We start from the raw sequence: 16,001 nt of genomic DNA, 5'->3' as shown, positions 1-16,001 counted from the left end.
CTAGCCTCAGACAGGAACAGTCCCGCCTGAGGAGAAGCAGCATGTCCGATCACCGCACCTACAAGAAGATCGAAGTTGTCGGCACCTCCAAGCTGAGCATCGAGGATGCCATCAGCAATGCCCTGGCCGAGTGTGCCAAGTCCGTGCGCAACATGGACTGGTTCGAGGTCATCGATACCCGTGGCCATATCGTCGATGGCAAGGTGGCGCATTACCAGGTCGAGCTCAAAGTCGGTTTCCGCATCGGCAATAGCTAGGAACCTGTTGCGGGCCTCGGCCACGCCTCTCTCCCCAGCCCACTCCCGTGAACGGGAGCGGGGGCTGTACGTGCCTGCCCTGCAACGCTGTGTAGCGGTCGGCAAAGAAGATCGTCAACAAGCTCCAAGGCGTTGGCAGAAATTCCCCGCTCCATGCACTAGGCTGCCTGAGGTCTGGCAGCGCGGCGTCGGGGTTTGAACAACAGCGCGCGCCCTTTCCGTCTGGGGTGGATTGCCCCGCCATGGCTCGCTTGAGCCGTTTGCCTAACGAAGGAGTGTTAATCATGAAACAACTGATCCTGGGCCTGGCCCTGTTTTCCCTGGCCGGCTCGGCCCTGGCGGCGGCCAAGCCGTGCGAGGAGCTCAAGGCGGAGATCGACGCCAAGCTCAAGGCCAAGGGCGTCGCCGCCTACAGCCTGGAGGTGGTGGACAAGGGCAGCGCCGGCGACAAGAGCGTGGTCGGCACCTGCGAAGCGGGCGCCAAGGAAATCGTCTACCAGCGCGGCTGATCGCAGCACCAAACTGCACAGGCCGGAGTTCCCGCAAGGGGCTCCGGCCTTTTCGTTCTTGCCTTTCGCCGCGCCGCCCCCATAAAGCTTGTATGACCTCAGGAGGCTGTATGAGCAGGCTGTCCACCACCCCGATTTCCATCCTCGACCTGGCGCCGATGCGCGACGATGAAACTGGCCCGGCGCCGGCCCTGCAACGTTCCCTGGCCCTGGCCCAGCACGCCGAGCGCCTGGGCTTCTCGCGCTACTGGGTGGCCGAGCACCACAACATGGAGGGCATCACCAGCTCGGCCACCGCCGTGCTGCTCGGTTACCTGGCCGCCGGCACCACCACCCTGCGTCTGGGTTCCGGCGGCATCATGCTGCCCAACCATGCGCCGCTGGTGGTGGCCGAGCAGTTCGGCACCCTCGCCGCGCTGTATCCGGGGCGCATCGAACTGGGCCTCGGCCGCGCGCCGGGGGCTGACCAGCAGACTGCCCGCGCCCTGCGCCGCGACCGCCAGGGTAGCGCCGATGACTTCCCCCAGGATGTCGAGGAACTGCAGGCCCTGCTCGGCCCGCGCCAGCCGGGGCAGCAGGTGATCGCCATGCCTGGCATGGACAGCAACGTGCCGCTCTGGCTGCTCGGTTCCAGCCTGTTCAGCGCCCAGCTGGCGGCGCAGAAAGGCCTGCCCTATGCCTTCGCCGCGCACTTCGCGCCGCGCTACCTGCATCAGGCGCTGCGCATCTACCGCGACAACTTCCAGCCCTCGGCCGTACTCGACAAACCCTATGCGATGGTCGGCGTACCGCTGATTGCCGCGCCGACTGACGAAGAGGCCGAGTTCCTCGCCACCACCGCCTTCCAGCGCGTGCTGGCGCTGATGCGTGGGCAGAGTCTGGTGCTGCGTCCGCCGGTGGAGAGCATGGCCGGGCGCTGGCAGCCGCATGAGCAGCAGGCGGTGGGTGATTTCCTCGGCCTGGCGGTGATCGGCGGGCCGCAGAAGGTACGCGCGCGTCTGCAGATCCTGCTGGAGCAGACCGGTGCCGATGAGCTGATCTTCACCGGCGACCTGTACCAGCACGAACATCGCCTGCGCAGCTTCGAGATTGTTGCCGGGTTGCGCTAAGGCCGGCGTTCACGCGTAACCGGATTGCGTCGCCCGGATGCAATCCGGGAAGCAGGCGGCTCCGATCCCGGATTGCATCCGGGTTACGCAACAGCGCCGTTCAGAAGGTGCTGCAGCGCAATACCTTGCTGCGCGCCAGCACCCGGCGCTGGCTGTCGTACAGCCAGGCCCTGGCCTTGTAGGACATGGGCCGGGCTTCGATACGGTACTGCTGGCCGGCGGCGAAACCGTCGTACTGCAGGCGCAGCTGGCAGGTGATTTGCGTCGGCTCACTGGCGTACTTGTCGCCACCCCCACTCCCACCCGCCATTTCGAACTGGAAGCGCACATCCAGCGCATGGGCGCCGGGGCTGACCTGGAAGTAGCGGCCGTCGCGGGTCTGTCTATCGTCCAGCTTGTGCGCCATCAGGGTGTAGCCGGCGCGGGCATACAGGCTGACCCAGGCTTGTTGCGGGTCGGGCGTGGGCAGCGGGCTGGCACAGGCACCGAGGGTGAGCAGAATGAGAAAAAAGAGTGGGCGCATGGTCGAGAAGTCCGGGCGGCAGATGTGCAGCATAGCGCCGATCAAACCTCGCCGCAGCGGCCTTCGCGGGCCCGTGCCAACGGCTCAGCGCGCTCATCGTAGAGCCTGACCCAGGGGCGGAAACCGTGGCTGCCAGCTTTCAGGCTATAGCGCTGGCCGGCGGCGAACTCGGCGTAGTCCAGGCTGAGCAGGCAGGTTCGTGGATGGCCCTGGCTGGCCGGGCCGATATTGCCCGGCGCGACCTGGAACTGCAGGCGCACCTGCAGCTCATGGCGACCCGGACTGACCTGGAAATAGCGCGTGTCCCCCTGATCCTTGCCGTCCACCTGCAGCGCTTGCAGTTGCTGCTCTTCGCCAGCGTGCAGCTCGATCCAGGCCTGTCCGGGGTCGTGGCGGGGCAGCCAGAGGGCACAGCCGGCGAGAAGCAAGGGCAGGCTGCAGAGCATCAGGCGATACATGTGACATTCCTCGTGGCTGGCGTCTGGCAGGGGCAATGCAATAGGCTCGTGGGCATGTTGCCGACTTCATCGCTTGTCATACTCGACCTCGCCCGCCGCCGCGGGGTTCCCCTGCTGCTCGGCTTGCTGCTAAGCGGTTGCAGCAGCCTGGAGTATTACGCCCAGCTGGCGGGCGGCCAGTGGCAACTGCTGCAGGCGCGCGAGCCGGTCAGCGCGATCATCGCCGACCCGGCGCGCGACCCGCAGTTGCAACAGCGCTTGGCCCTGGCCCAGCAGGCGCGCAGTTTCGCCAGTGCCCAGCTGGGCCTGCCGGACAACCGCAGCTACCGCCTGTATGCCGACCTGCAGCGGCCCTATGTGGTGTGGAATGTGTTCGCCACCGCCGAGTTGTCCCTGGCGCCGCTGACTCACTGCTTCCCCATCGCCGGTTGCGTGGCTTACCGCGGTTTCTACCAGCAGGGTCGCGCCCGGGGTGCCGCCGCCCTGCTGCGCCAGGAGGGCCTGGATACCTATGTTGCCGGGATCGAGGCCTACTCCACCCTCGGCTGGTTCGATGATCCGATCCTCAACAGCATGCTGCGCTGGGACGACGAGCGCCTGGCCGCGGTGATCTTTCACGAGCTCGCCCACCAGCAGCTGTATGTGCAGGACGACACCGCGTTCAATGAGTCCTTCGCCAGCTTTGTCGAGCAGCAAGGCCTGCGCCAGTGGCGCGCCAGCCGAGGTCTGCCGGCGCAGGACGGCGCCGGCGAACGGCAGAAGCAGCAGTTCATCGCGCTGATCCTGGCCAGCCGCGCGCGCCTCGAACAGCTGTACGCCAGCCCGCGCAGCGATGCGGAAAAGCGCCAGGGCAAGACCGCCGAGTTCGCCCGCCTGCGCAGTGAATACCGCCAGCTACGCGACAGCCAGTGGCACGGCGACAGGCGTTTTGATGCCTGGATCAATGCGCCGCTGAACAATGCCAAGCTGCTGCCCTTCGGCCTCTACGACCGCTGGGTGCCGGCTTTCGCTGCCCTGTTTGCTCAGGCCGGGAGCGACTGGGCCAACTTCTACGCGCACGCCGCGGCACTCGGCGAGCTGCCGGCCAAGCAGCGCCGCGCGCAGTTGAACCGGTTGACGGCGGGCGACTAGCGCCTGGCTAGCCCATCAGGCGGCTTGCGCTCGATACACCCAGCGCAGGCTCAGGCGCGTCAGCGGCCAGAGCAGGGCCAGCAGGCCCAGGCCGGGCAGCGCCAGCAGTGCTTCGCTGACCAGCTCGTTGCCGCTCAGGGTATACAGCGCGATGGCCACGGCAACCAGCACGAAGGCCAGTAACCAGAGCAGCGCACACAGCAGACTGGCGAGGATCAGCCGGCCCGGGTTGCACTGGCGCAGCAGCAGCGGCAAACCACTCCAGGCGGCGGCGAAGACCAGGGCGGATTGCAGCACGCCAGCCAACAGCAACAGGCTGTAGATCCACGCACTGTCGTAGTAGAACAGCTGCTCCGGCAGCAGGCTCAGCAGCTTCAGGTAGGCCACCGCAAAGCACAGGGCGAAGGCCAGGGCCGCTTCCCAGCGCGGGACCGGGCGCGCAGCACCCGGCACGGCGTGACGGCGCAGCAGATGCAGGCTCAGCCACAGCGGCAGCAGGGTATCGAGGACGAACAGCAGCAGGTTGATCGGCTCGCTGATCAAGAGCTGCGCCAGAGTCGGTGACTCGAACCATTCGTAGGCCCAGGGCAGCAGGTGCGACAGCAACTGCCCAGCGCCAAAGCCCAGCACCAGTGACAGCACCAGCGCCATGCCGAAAAACAGCGCCAGCAGCTGCCGGGGCCGCGCGAAGTCGACAATGGTGTGGCGCTCCAGATAGCTGCGGCTCAGCAGCAGGACGGCGACGGCGCTGAGCAGCGTGCCTTCGACAAACGAGGCGAGGATTTGCGGCAGGTACTCCAGGTAGCTGGCGAACAGCTCCTCATCCTGCGGCAGCCACACGCTGAGCAAATTGATCACAAGACCGCTCAGACCGATCAGCAACGCCAGGCCCATGAAGGCATAGGGCAGGGCAAACGCCCGAGCCGTCAACGCGGCCGCGGGAGGTTGGCTGACGGGTAGGTCGAAGGGATTGGCGTGCATGGGGAAGATCCTTATTTCTCGGTAGACGGCGCGGCGCCAGCATAGCCGGCAGTGTTGGCTGGCCATAACCAGCCCGGTCGGCGGCGTGATGCGGGTCACTCGGCCTGGTCGTAACCCTCGGCCAGGTGTAAATCCTTGAGCTTCACGTAGTTGGCCGCGCTGTAGCTGAAAAAGGCGCGCTCCTTGTCGGTCAGGGCGCGGGCCTGCTTCACCGGGCTGCCGACATAGAGGTAGCCGCTCTGCAGCACCTTGCCCGGCGGCACCAGCGAACCGGCGCCGATGATTACCTCGTCCTGCACCACGGCGCCGTCCATGACGATGCTGCCCATGCCGACCAGGATGCGGTTGCCCAGGGTGCAACCGTGCAGGGTGACCTTGTGGCCGATGGTCACGTCGAAGCCGATGATCAGCGGGTAACCCTCCGGGTTGAACGGCCCGGCATGGGTGATGTGCAGCACGCTGCCGTCCTGCACGCTGGTGCGCGCGCCTATGCGGATGCGGTGCATGTCGCCACGGATCAGGGCGAAGGGCCATACCGAGCTGTCTTCGCCCAGCTGTACGTCACCGATGACCACTGCCGAACGGTCGACGAACACCCGTGCGCCCAGGCCGGGTGTGGTGCCTTGGTAAGTACGAATCGCCACGATAGAAACCTCTTGGAACCTGCTCAAAGTCTGCTGCGCGTCGGCCATCCCGCGTTAAAAATGGCCTCGGGATGCTCATTTACAGCTCGTAAACTCCGCTCCCTCGGCCATTTTTGCCTTGTCTGGCTCTAGCTCGCGAGCCTTTGACCAGGCTCCAGGCTGCGGTTTGCCCCGATTGTAATTAACATGCGGGGCATTCCGGTTGTGAAACGTCGCCCGCGACCCCATAACCTGTACATGTATTCGCGCATCAAAGGTGCCTAGCCGTGACCGCAGCCAACCCCCTCCTGCAAGATTTCGACCTGCCGCCCTACTCCCTGATCAAGCCTGAGCATGTCGAGCCGGCCGTCAGCCAGATCCTCGACGACAGCCGCGCCGCCGTGGCCGCGCTGCTGGCGCAACCGGGCAAGCCGAGCTGGAACGGCCTGGTGCTGGCCCTCGACGAGCTGGGCGCACGCCTCGGTCGGGCCTGGAGCCCGGTCAGCCACCTCAACGCGGTGTGCAACAACGCCGAACTGCGCAGCGCCTACGAGGCCTGCCTGCCCAAGCTGTCGGAATACTGGACCGAGATAGGCCAGAACAAGCCGCTGTTCGAGGCCTATGAAGCGCTGGCCAGCAGCCCCGAGGCCGAAGGCTTCGACGTGGCGCAGAAAACCATCCTCGAACATGCCCTGCGCGACTTCCGCCTGTCCGGTATCGACCTGCCGCCAGCCGAGCAGAAGCGCTACGGCGAGATCCAGATGAAGCTGTCCGAGCTGACCAGCAAATTCTCCAACCAGCTGCTCGACGCCACCCAGGCCTGGACCAAGCACGTCACTGACAAAGCAGTTCTGGCCGGCCTCACCGATTCGGCCAAGGCGCAGATGCAGCAAGCCGCCGAAGCCAAGGAGCTGGACGGCTGGCTGATCAGCCTGGAGTTCCCCAGTTACTTCGCGGTGATGACCTACGCCGACGACCGCGCCCTGCGCGAAGAGGTCTACGCCGCCTACTGCACCCGCGCCTCCGACCAGGGGCCGAACGCCGGGCAGAATGACAACGGCCCGGTGATGGCCGAGATCCTCGACCTGCGCAAGGAACTGGCCGGCCTGCTCGGCTTTGCCAGCTACAGCGAGCTGAGCCTGGCCAGCAAGATGGCCGAGTCCACCGAACAGGTGCTGAGCTTCCTGCGCGACCTGGCCGTGCGCAGCAAGCCGTTTGCCGCCCAAGACTTGAGCGAGCTGAAAGCCTTCGCCGCCGAACAAGGCTGCAACGATCTGCAGAGCTGGGACGTCGGCTACTACAGCGAAAAGCTGCGCGAGCAGCGCTACAGCATTTCCCAGGAAATCCTCCGCGCCTACTTCCCCATCGACAAGGTGCTGACCGGCCTGTTCGCCATCGTCGAGAAGCTCTACGGCATCCAGATCAAGGAGCTTAGTGGTTTTGATAGCTGGCACCCGGACGTGCGCCTGTTCGAGATCAGCGAGAACGGCCAGCACGTCGGGCGCTTCTTTTTCGACCTTTACGCCCGCGCCAACAAGCGCGGCGGCGCGTGGATGGACGGCGCGCGCGACAAGCGTCGTTCGGCGCAAGGTGAACTGATCAGCCCGGTGGCTAACCTGGTGTGCAACTTCACCCCGGCGGTCGGCGGCAAGCCGGCGCTGCTGACCCACGACGAAGTCACCACCCTGTTCCACGAATTCGGCCATGGCTTGCACCACCTGCTGACCCGCGTCGAACATGCCGGCGCCTCCGGCATCAACGGCGTGGCCTGGGATGCGGTCGAGCTGCCGAGCCAGTTCATGGAGAACTGGTGCTGGGAGCCGGAAGGCCTGGCGCTGATCTCCGCTCACTACGAGAGTGGCGAGGCGCTGCCGCAGGACCTGCTGGACAAGATGCTGGCCGCGAAGAACTTCCAGTCCGGGCTGATGATGGCGCGGCAGATCGAGTTCAGCCTGTTCGACTTCGAACTGCACGCCACTCATGGTGACGGCCGCAGCGTGCTGGACGTGCTGGAAGGCATCCGCGCCGAGGTTTCGGTGATGCGTCCGCCGGCCTACAACCGCTTCCCCAACAGCTTCGCGCATATCTTCGCCGGCGGTTACGCGGCCGGTTACTACAGCTACAAGTGGGCCGAAGTGCTGAGCGCCGACGCCTTCTCCAAGTTTGAGGAAGACGGCGTGTTCAACGCCGACACCGGCCGCGCGTTCCGTGAGGCGATCCTCGCCCGTGGCGGTTCGCAGGCGCCGATGGTGCTGTTCGTCGACTTCCGTGGGCGCGAGCCGAGCATCGACGCCCTGCTGCGCCACCTCGGCCTGAGTGCGGAGGCGGCATGAGCGAGCAACCCGAAGTGACCCCCAAACGCTTTATCGCCGGTGCCGTGTGCCCGGCGTGCAGCGGCCAGGACACCATCAAGATGTGGAACGTCGACGGCGTGCCGCATCGCGAGTGCGTGACCTGCGGCTACGCCGACACCCTCAACGCACAGGGCCAATCGGTGCCCAAGGAACTCGGCACGCGGGTCAGCCTGGCGCCGCCGAAACCGGCCGACCCCAAGGTGCAGGGCGTGCAGTTCTTCCCCAATCCCAAGCTGAAAAAATAGCAGGGAGCTATTTTAAACGTCGCACAGCGACGACCCCGCAGGTGTGGCCGCCATGGAGGGCAGGCCATAAAAAATGACCGGGAGTCATTTTTTATAGATTCGGCCCGTAAATAGATTGATTGGTGTAGGAGCCAGCTTGCTGGCGATGCTCTTCGCGCCACGAATCGCCAGCAAGCTGGCTCCTACAATAGTCGCGCTGTTAAACCCTTAATATGGGCCGGATCAATAACGTCGCATGGTGACGGCCCCTCAGGGTTGCTGCCACGGAGGGCAGGCCATAAGAAGCCAGAGTAGGCGACCAGCCGTCGCCGTCGCTCTGGTCAAGCGGGCGCAAAACGAATACTGTTTTTATATACAGTATCCGTGAGCGTCCAGTATGTCCGTTTCCTTGCCTCCCCGCGGTCGCGGCACCGCCAGCAATCCGCACAACCGCTTTGCGTCGCAGCGCATCATCGCCACGGACGATGGCTGGTTTCAGGAAGTGCCACCCAGCCGTGCCACCGAGGTACGGGTGGAAATGGCCAAGAGCATCATCAGCCGCAACCAGTCGCCGGACCTGCCGTTCGACCGTTCGCTCAACCCCTATCGCGGCTGCGAACACGGCTGCATCTACTGCTACGCGCGGCCCAGCCATGCCTACTGGGATCTGTCGCCGGGCATCGACTTCGAGACCCGGCTGATCGCCAAACGCAATGCGCCGGCCCTGCTCGAGCAGCAGCTGAGCAAGCCGGGCTATGTCTGCGCACCGATTGCCCTGGGCAGCAACACCGACCCCTATCAGCCGATCGAGCGCGAGCACCAGCTGACCCGCCGTTGCCTGGAAGTGCTGCTGCGTTATGGCCATCCACTGACCATCGTCACCAAGGGCGCGCTGATCCTGCGCGATCTCGACCTGCTGACTCAGCTGGCCGAGCGCCGCCTGGTCTCGGTGTATATCAGCCTGACCACCCTGGATGACGAGCTCAAGCGCATCCTCGAACCGCGCGCCGCTGCACCTTCAGCGCGTTTGCGGACGATCCGCGTGCTGCGCGAACAGCGCATTCCGGTGGGCGTGCTGTGCTCGCCGATGATCCCGATGATCAACGACATGGAGCTGGAGAGCCTGCTGGAAGCAGCCAAACAGGCCGGCGCGCAAAGCGCTAACTACATGCTGCTGCGTCTGCCGCGCGAGGTGGCGCCGTTGTTCGAGGAGTGGTTGCAGGCCCACCACCCGCAGCGAGCCGAGCATGTGCTGAGCCTGATTCGGCAGAGCCGTGGCGGCGAGCTGTACGACAGCCGCTTCGGCCACCGCTTCCGCGGTCAGGGCGTGTTCGCCGAGCTGCTGGCCCAGCGTTTCCAGCTGGCGCTCAAGCGCCTGGGCTTGAGCCGGCGCGAAGGTTTCGCTCTCGACTGCAGCCAGTTCGCCCCGCCTGGTGGGCAGCTGTCTCTGCTGTAATTTGTGACTATTCACTGCTGGCGGCTGTCCGCATGCCAGGTCGATAATTCGCCCAGCGCAACGGTTCAGCATGAGGTAGACGCAATGCCCTACAAGCACAACGCCATTCCCCTGCAGGCGCGCACCGCGCCGGAAAGCGCCGACGAGGCGCTGAGTGCCATAGTCGGAGGCTTCAAGCGCTTCCGCACAGAGGTCTTCCCGCAACAGGAAGAGCTGTTCAAGGCCCTGGCTAGCGCGCAGAACCCGCGCGCCATGTTCATCACCTGCGCCGACTCGCGCATCGTCCCCGAGCTGATCACCCAGAGCGCGCCGGGCGACCTGTTCGTCACCCGCAACGTCGGCAACGTGGTGCCGTCCTATGGGCAGATGATGGGTGGGGTTTCCACGGCCATCGAGTACGCGGTGCTGGCCCTGGGTGTGCAGCACATCATCGTCTGCGGCCATTCCGACTGCGGCGCGATGAAGGCGGTGCTGGCCCCCGAGACCCTGGAGAACATGCCCACGGTCAAGGCCTGGCTGCGTCACAGCGAGGTGGCGCTCAAGGTGGTCGAGGAAAACTGCGGCTGCAGCGGCCACGATACGCTGAGCATCCTCACCGAGGAGAACGTTATCGCCCAGCTTAACCACCTGTGCACCCACCCCTCGGTGGCGGCCCGGCTGGCCAGCGGGCAGCTGTTCATCCACGGCTGGGTGTACGACATCGAGAGCAGCGCGATCCGTGCCTACGACGCCAAGAGCGGGGGCTTCCTGCCACTGGACGGTGAGGTGGTGCCGATGGCCACGCCCAGGGCGCGCTACCCGGCGCAGTGAAACGACAAGGCCCGCGCATGCGGGCCTTGTTGCATCTGGCGCGTGGTCAGGCGCTGGGAGTTGTTGCTACGCCGGCAGGCCCAGCTCGACGCCCAGCTGGCGCGACAGGCACGGCCAGTTCTGCCAGGCCGCCAGGGTCTGCGGGCTGCTCAGGCGGGCGCGGTAGTCCTGCACCGAGCTCTGCTGGAACACGCTGTCATCCAGCAGTCCTTGCATGGCGTGATGCACCGCTTCGTCCAGTTGGTTGGCGAAGGGTTCGCCGATCAGCTGGTGGGCAATCAGGTTGGCCACCGTGGTATCCAGCGGGATCAGCGGCTGACCCAGGTGGGTGATGTAGCGGTCGTTGACCTCCTCGACCAGACGATGGGCCAGGTAGGCCTCGTCGAGCAGGGCATCGAGGCCCTGGTGGCCTTCCATCACGCTCGGCGGGCTGAGGAAGAATTGCTCGGCGAGCTTCAGTACCGGCTTCACCTGGTCCTCAATGCCAGCTTCGCGGGCCACGCTGTTGGCCGCATCGAGCACATCCGGCACCTGTTCGATATAGGCGGCGACAAAGCGTTCGAGTACGCCGCGGGCATCGCTGGTGGGGAGCTGGATGGTCGGGTGCAGCTTGCTCAGTTGGGTTTGCAGTTGGTTGGCCAATGCACCGCTGTCGGCTTCATGGGCCAGTGCCTGTTGGATCTGTTCGCGCAGTGCAACGGTATTCATGACGGCTCCTGAAATGAGGACATGAGACAAACGAGAATTCACCTTAGCCGGCAAAACCTGCCGGCTAAGATCGGATTGTCATAATTATTAAATATTTATTCTTACTTGCTATATAGCGCGCCCCGCTCTGCGCTGCAGCCCTCGTCATTCTAGCGCTCCAGCCAAGAGACAGAATCGAGCAGGCATTTTTCCGGCGGCGTTGTTATGTCGCGGTGGCTGGCTATACTCGAAATCGCAAGGCGTTACCTGATGGAACCGGACGGGCTTCGGCACGGAGAGGTTTCGACAGTTTTTGCCAGCTGTATCGGCAGTCGATCCCTTTGCCGCGGGCTTTGCCGGCGGGATAACAAGAAAAATTAAGGGGAACCCGCAATGATGCGACATCCACGAGTCTGGATGGGCCTCCTGCTGTGGTTGGCATTTGGCTCGGCGCAGGCCGAGTGGGCAGTGAATATGCTGCCGGGTGCCACCGAGGTCAGTCGTTCAGTCTTCGACCTACACATGATCATTTTCTGGATCTGCGTCGTGATCGGCGTGGTGGTCTTCGGCGCCATGTTCTGGTCGATGATCATTCACCGTCGTTCAACCGGCCAGGTCGCCGCCCACTTTCACGAAAGCACCACGGTGGAGATCCTCTGGACCGTCGTGCCCTTCGTCATTCTGGTGGTGATGGCGGTGCCGGCGACCAAGACGCTGATCGAGATCTACGACACTTCCGAGTCGGAGCTGGATATCCAGATCACCGGCTACCAGTGGAAGTGGCACTACAAATACCTGGGCCAGGACGTCGAGTTCTTCAGCAACCTGGCTACGCCCGCCGCGCAGATCAACAACCAGGCGGAGAAGGGCGAGCATTACCTGCTCGAAGTCGATGAGCCGCTGGTGGTGCCGGTGGGTACCAAGGTGCGCTTCCTGATCACCGCTGCCGATGTGATCCACTCCTGGTGGGTGCCGGCGCTGGCGGTGAAGAAGGACGCCATCCCCGGCTTCATCAACGAATCCTGGACCCGCATCGAGGAGCCCGGCATCTTCCGTGGCCAGTGCACCGAGCTGTGCGGCAAGGACCATGGCTTCATGCCGGTGGTGGTCGAGGCCAAGTCCAAGGAGGACTTCGCCATCTGGCTAGCCGAGCGCAAGGAGCAGGCTGCCAAGCTCAAGGAGCTGACCAGCAAGGAGTGGACCCGCGACGAGCTGATGGCGCGTGGCGAAAAGGCCTACAACACCTCCTGCGCCGCCTGTCACCAGGCCACTGGCGAAGGCCTGCCGCCGATGTTCCCGGCCCTCAAGGGCTCGAAGATCGCTACAGGTCCGGCTGCCGGCCATCTCGGCATCGTGGTCAACGGCAAGCCCGGCACCTCCATGGCCGCCTTCGGCAAGCAACTCTCGGAAGTCGATATCGCCGCGATCATCACCTACGAACGCAATGCCTGGGGCAATGCGGTAGGCGACATGGTCACGCCGAAAGACGTCCTCGCGTTCAAACAGGCTCAGGAGTAAGGACATGAGTGCAGTGATCGACCACGGTCATGCCGGACATGACCATCACCACGGCCCGGCCAAGGGCCTGATGCGCTGGGTGCTGACCACCAACCACAAAGACATCGGCACCATGTACCTGTGGTTCAGCTTCGCCATGTTCCTGCTGGGTGGCAGCATGGCCATGGTGATCCGCGCCGAGCTGTTCCAGCCGGGCCTGCAGATCGTGCAGCCGGAATTCTTCAACCAGATGACCACCATGCACGGCCTGATCATGGTCTTCGGCGCGGTGATGCCGGCGTTCGTCGGCCTGGCCAACTGGATGATCCCGCTGATGGTCGGCGCGCCGGACATGGCCCTGCCGCGGATGAACAACTTCAGCTTCTGGTTGCTGCCGGCGGCCTTCGGCATGCTGGTCAGCACCCTGTTCAGCGAAGGCGGCGGGCCCAACTTCGGCTGGACCTTCTACGCGCCGCTGTCGACCACCTACGCGCCGGAGTCGGTGACCTTCTTCATCTTTGCCGTGCACCTGATGGGTATCAGTTCGATCATGGGCGCGATCAACGTGATCGCCACCATCCTCAACCTGCGTGCCCCCGGCATGACCCTGATGAAGATGCCGCTGTTCGTCTGGACCTGGCTGATCACCGCCTTCCTGCTGATCGCGGTGATGCCGGTGCTGGCCGGTGTGGTGACCATGATGCTGATGGACATCCACTTCGGCACCAGCTTCTTCAGCGCGGCCGGCGGCGGCGACCCGGTGCTGTTCCAGCACGTGTTCTGGTTCTTCGGCCACCCCGAGGTGTACATCATGATCCTGCCCGCCTTCGGCGCGGTCAGTGCAATCATCCCGGCCTTCGCGCGCAAGCCGCTGTTCGGTTACACCTCGATGGTCTACGCGACCGCCTCGATCGCCTTCCTGTCGTTCATCGTCTGGGCGCACCACATGTTCACCGTCGGCATCCCGCTGACCGGCGAACTGTTCTTCATGTACGCCACCATGCTGATCGCCGTGCCCACCGGGGTGAAGGTGTTCAACTGGGCCAGCACCATGTGGCAGGGCTCGATGACCTTCGAGACGCCGATGCTGTTCTCCGTGGCCTTCGTCATCCTGTTCACCATCGGCGGCTTCTCCGGGCTGATGCTGGCCATCGCCCCGGCGGACTTCCAGTACCACGACACCTACTTCGTGGTGGCGCACTTCCACTACGTGCTGGTGCCCGGCGCGATCTTCGGCATCTTCGCTTCGGCCTACTACTGGCTGCCCAAGTGGACCGGGCACATGTACGACGAGACCCTCGGCAAGCTGCACTTCTGGATGAGCTTCATCGGCATGAACCTGGCGTTCTTCCCGATGCACTTCGTCGGCCTTGCCGGTATGCCGCGGCGCATCCCCGACTACAACCTGCAGTTCGCCGACTTCAACATGCTCTCGTCGGTGGGTGCCTTCACCTTCGGCGCCACCCAGTTCCTCTTCCTGTTCATCGTCATCAAGTGCATCCGTGGCGGCAAGCCCGCACCGGCCAAGCCCTGGGATGGCGCCGAAGGGCTGGAGTGGACGGTGCCGTCACCGGCGCCCTACCACACCTTCAGTACCCCGCCGGAAGTGAAGTAGGAGCGGCATCGTGAGCGAGGTCATCGGCACCCGTCGTCTGGTCGTGCAACTGCTGCTGGTGGTGGTGGCGATGTTCTGCTTCGGCGTCTTCGTCCTGCCGCCGCTGTACGACGCGATGTGCCAGGCCTTTGGCATCAATGGCAAGACCGCCGGGGCCTATGACGGCGCGCAGACGGTGGACGAGGCGCGCCAGGTGCGCGTGCAGTTCCTCGCCACCAATGCCGCCGGCATGGTCTGGGAGTTCAAGGCGCAGAACGACGAGCTGGAAGTGCATCCTGGCTCGAGCAACCAGATGCTGTTCGTCGCCTACAACCCTAGCGACAAGCCGATGACCGCCCAGGCCATACCCAGCGTATCGCCGTCCAAGGCCGCGGCGTACTTCCACAAGACCGAGTGCTTCTGTTTCACCCAGCAGGTGCTGCAGCCGGGCGAGCGCATCGAGATGCCGGTGCGCTTTATCGTCGACCGCGATCTGCCCGCCGATGTGAAACACCTGACCCTGGCCTACACCCTGTTCGATATCACTGCGCGTAAACCGCCTGTCGCCCAGGCGACCCTTGCCCAGTCGGCTCCATAAGGAGAACAACAATGTCGAGTCACGAGCAGTACTACGTTCCCGCCCAGAGCAAGTGGCCGATCATCGCCACCCTCGGCATGCTGTTGACCGTCTACGGTCTCGGCACCTGGTTCAACGACCTCAAGGCCGAGCGCGCCGACTCCAACGGCCCGCTGATCTTCTTCGTCGGTGGCCTGTTCCTCGCCTACATGCTGTTCGGCTGGTTCGGCGCGGTGATCAAGGAAAGCCGCGACGGCCTGTACAGCCCGCAGATGGATCGCTCGTTCCGCTGGGGCATGAGCTGGTTCATCTTCTCCGAGGTGATGTTCTTCGCCGCCTTCTTCGGTGCGCTGTTCTACATCCGCACCTGGGCCGGGCCCTGGCTCGGCGGTGAGGGCGACAAGGGCGTCAGCAACATGCTCTGGGAAGGCTTCCAGTACAGCTGGCCGGCGCTGAGCAACCCGGATCCCAAGCTGTTCCCGCCACCGAGCGCGGTGATCGATCCCTGGCACCTGCCGCTGATCAACACCATCCTGCTGGTCAGCTCCAGCTTCACCGTGACCTTTGCCCACCACGCGCTGAAGAAGAACAAGCGTGGCCCGCTCAAGGCCTGGCTGGCGCTGACCATCCTGCTCGGTGCGGCCTTCCTGGTGCTGCAGGTTGAGGAATACATCGAGGCCTACACCGAACTGGGCCTGACCCTCGGCTCGGGCATCTACGGCGCGACCTTCTTCATGCTCACCGGTTTCCACGGTGCCCACGTGACCCTGGGGGCGATCATCCTCACCGTGATGCTGGTGCGGGTGCTCAAGGGCCATTTCGATGGCGACAAGCACTTCGGCTTCGAGGCGGCCAGCTGGTACTGGCACTTCGTCGACGTGGTCTGGCTGGGGCTGTTTATCTTCGTCTACGTGCTTTGATCGAACTGGCTGGCGGCAGGTGTTGCAGCCTGCCGCTACCAGGTGACATGACTGACCAGTTGGCCGCTGTAGAAACCCCAGGCGATCAGCGCCACGGTCAGTGCCGTGAGAATCACCCGAACGCTCAGCGAATTGACCACTCGCGAGCCGTGGCCCTCGTCCTTGACCAGGAAGAACAGGCCGCTGAACAGGCTGACCAGGGTGGCCAGCAGCAAGAGGATGATCGCGGCCTTGAGCATGCGTGACTCCGGGGGATGGGGAATGTGCAGTTGTAGTATAGCCAGACGCGCA

At 64.3% G+C, this 16,001-nt stretch carries 18 protein-coding genes; 12 read left to right on the top strand and 6 right to left on the bottom strand.

Annotation, left to right across the window (positions count from 1 at the left end; genetic code table 11):
* Positions 1-41 precede the first annotated feature (41 nt).
* The 3 genes from LRS11_RS05130 (at position 42) to LRS11_RS05120 (ending at position 1,875) form a co-directional block, all read left to right on the top strand.
* Positions 42-257, top strand: coding sequence for a dodecin (locus tag LRS11_RS05130; RefSeq protein WP_160077337.1), 216 nt, complete (start codon positions 42-44; stop codon positions 255-257).
* Between the two features lie 284 nt (positions 258-541).
* Complete coding sequence (locus LRS11_RS05125) at positions 542-766, top strand: DUF1161 domain-containing protein (protein WP_260495827.1); 225 nt, start codon at positions 542-544, stop codon at positions 764-766.
* A gap of 110 nt (positions 767-876) precedes the next feature.
* Positions 877-1,875 (top strand): LLM class flavin-dependent oxidoreductase, encoded by a 999-nt coding sequence (locus LRS11_RS05120; protein ID WP_260495826.1) that lies wholly within the window; start codon positions 877-879, stop codon positions 1,873-1,875.
* Positions 1,876-1,975: 100 nt separating this feature from the next.
* Here LRS11_RS05120 and LRS11_RS05115 read toward each other — a convergent pair whose 3' ends face one another.
* Together LRS11_RS05115 and LRS11_RS05110 are read right to left on the bottom strand one after the other, a co-directional pair.
* Positions 1,976-2,398 carry a hypothetical protein gene (locus tag LRS11_RS05115; protein ID WP_260495825.1) on the bottom strand — a complete coding sequence of 141 codons (423 nt, stop codon included), beginning with the start codon at positions 2,396-2,398 and terminating at the stop codon, positions 1,976-1,978.
* 41 nt (positions 2,399-2,439) lie between these two features.
* A complete protein-coding gene (locus tag LRS11_RS05110) occupies positions 2,440-2,856 on the bottom strand; it encodes a hypothetical protein (RefSeq protein ID WP_260495824.1) in 417 nt (138 codons plus the stop codon).
* Between the two features lie 54 nt (positions 2,857-2,910).
* Here LRS11_RS05110 and LRS11_RS05105 point away from each other — a divergent pair, with 54 nt between their 5' ends.
* Positions 2,911-3,987: an aminopeptidase gene (locus tag LRS11_RS05105; protein ID WP_260495823.1), complete on the top strand. Its 1,077-nt coding sequence runs from the start codon at positions 2,911-2,913 to the stop codon at positions 3,985-3,987.
* Between the two features lie 15 nt (positions 3,988-4,002).
* On the opposite strand, the gene LRS11_RS05100 is transcribed toward LRS11_RS05105, so the two are convergent.
* Both LRS11_RS05100 and LRS11_RS05095 read right to left on the bottom strand, forming a co-directional pair.
* On the bottom strand, positions 4,003-4,968 hold the full coding sequence (locus tag LRS11_RS05100; protein WP_260495822.1) for a hypothetical protein: 966 nt from the start codon (positions 4,966-4,968) through the stop codon (positions 4,003-4,005).
* A 95-nt stretch (positions 4,969-5,063) separates the two neighbouring features.
* The gene (locus tag LRS11_RS05095; RefSeq protein ID WP_260495821.1) at positions 5,064-5,612 is read right to left on the bottom strand and encodes a gamma carbonic anhydrase family protein; all 549 of its coding nucleotides are present in this window, start codon (positions 5,610-5,612) and stop codon (positions 5,064-5,066) included.
* Positions 5,613-5,878: 266 nt separating this feature from the next.
* Here LRS11_RS05095 and prlC point away from each other — a divergent pair, with 266 nt between their 5' ends.
* The 4 genes from prlC to LRS11_RS05075 all read left to right on the top strand — a co-directional run bounded on the left by prlC (position 5,879) and on the right by LRS11_RS05075 (position 10,435).
* Entirely contained in the window at positions 5,879-7,924 is a 2,046-nt protein-coding gene (gene prlC / locus LRS11_RS05090; protein WP_260495820.1) for an oligopeptidase A, read from the top strand.
* The gene (locus LRS11_RS05085; RefSeq protein ID WP_260495819.1) at positions 7,921-8,190 is read left to right on the top strand and encodes a YheV family putative zinc ribbon protein; all 270 of its coding nucleotides are present in this window, start codon (positions 7,921-7,923) and stop codon (positions 8,188-8,190) included. The genes prlC and LRS11_RS05085 overlap by 4 nt, the downstream gene beginning before the upstream one ends.
* Before the next feature lie 376 nt (positions 8,191-8,566).
* Complete coding sequence (locus LRS11_RS05080) at positions 8,567-9,625, top strand: PA0069 family radical SAM protein (protein WP_260495818.1); 1,059 nt, start codon at positions 8,567-8,569, stop codon at positions 9,623-9,625.
* An 84-nt stretch (positions 9,626-9,709) separates the two neighbouring features.
* Positions 9,710-10,435, top strand: a complete 726-nt coding sequence (locus tag LRS11_RS05075) for a carbonic anhydrase (RefSeq protein ID WP_173210676.1) — start codon at positions 9,710-9,712, stop codon at positions 10,433-10,435.
* A gap of 66 nt (positions 10,436-10,501) precedes the next feature.
* Here LRS11_RS05075 and LRS11_RS05070 read toward each other — a convergent pair whose 3' ends face one another.
* Complete coding sequence (locus LRS11_RS05070; protein ID WP_260495817.1) at positions 10,502-11,143, bottom strand: hypothetical protein; 642 nt, start codon at positions 11,141-11,143, stop codon at positions 10,502-10,504.
* Between the two features lie 372 nt (positions 11,144-11,515).
* Here LRS11_RS05070 and coxB point away from each other — a divergent pair, with 372 nt between their 5' ends.
* The 4 genes from coxB to LRS11_RS05050 are packed head-to-tail and all read left to right on the top strand — an operon-like array spanning position 11,516 to position 15,710.
* Complete coding sequence (gene coxB / locus LRS11_RS05065; protein ID WP_260495816.1) at positions 11,516-12,640, top strand: cytochrome c oxidase subunit II; 1,125 nt, start codon at positions 11,516-11,518, stop codon at positions 12,638-12,640.
* Positions 12,641-12,644: 4 nt separating this feature from the next.
* On the top strand, positions 12,645-14,234 hold the full coding sequence (gene ctaD, locus LRS11_RS05060) for a cytochrome c oxidase subunit I (RefSeq protein ID WP_173210670.1): 1,590 nt from the start codon (positions 12,645-12,647) through the stop codon (positions 14,232-14,234).
* A 10-nt stretch (positions 14,235-14,244) separates the two neighbouring features.
* On the top strand, positions 14,245-14,811 hold the full coding sequence (locus LRS11_RS05055) for a cytochrome c oxidase assembly protein (protein ID WP_260495815.1): 567 nt from the start codon (positions 14,245-14,247) through the stop codon (positions 14,809-14,811).
* Between the two features lie 11 nt (positions 14,812-14,822).
* Positions 14,823-15,710: a cytochrome c oxidase subunit 3 gene (locus LRS11_RS05050; RefSeq protein ID WP_260495814.1), complete on the top strand. Its 888-nt coding sequence runs from the start codon at positions 14,823-14,825 to the stop codon at positions 15,708-15,710.
* Positions 15,711-15,745: 35 nt separating this feature from the next.
* Here LRS11_RS05050 and LRS11_RS05045 read toward each other — a convergent pair whose 3' ends face one another.
* Positions 15,746-15,949 (bottom strand): twin transmembrane helix small protein, encoded by a 204-nt coding sequence (locus LRS11_RS05045; protein WP_110680540.1) that lies wholly within the window; start codon positions 15,947-15,949, stop codon positions 15,746-15,748.
* Positions 15,950-16,001 lie beyond the last annotated feature (52 nt).

The sequence above is a fragment of the Pseudomonas sp. J452 genome (genome assembly GCF_024666525.1).
Classification (GTDB): domain Bacteria; phylum Pseudomonadota; class Gammaproteobacteria; order Pseudomonadales; family Pseudomonadaceae; genus Aquipseudomonas.
Note: the sequence above shows the minus strand (reverse complement) of the source record. Positions and strands in the feature narration are given on the sequence as shown.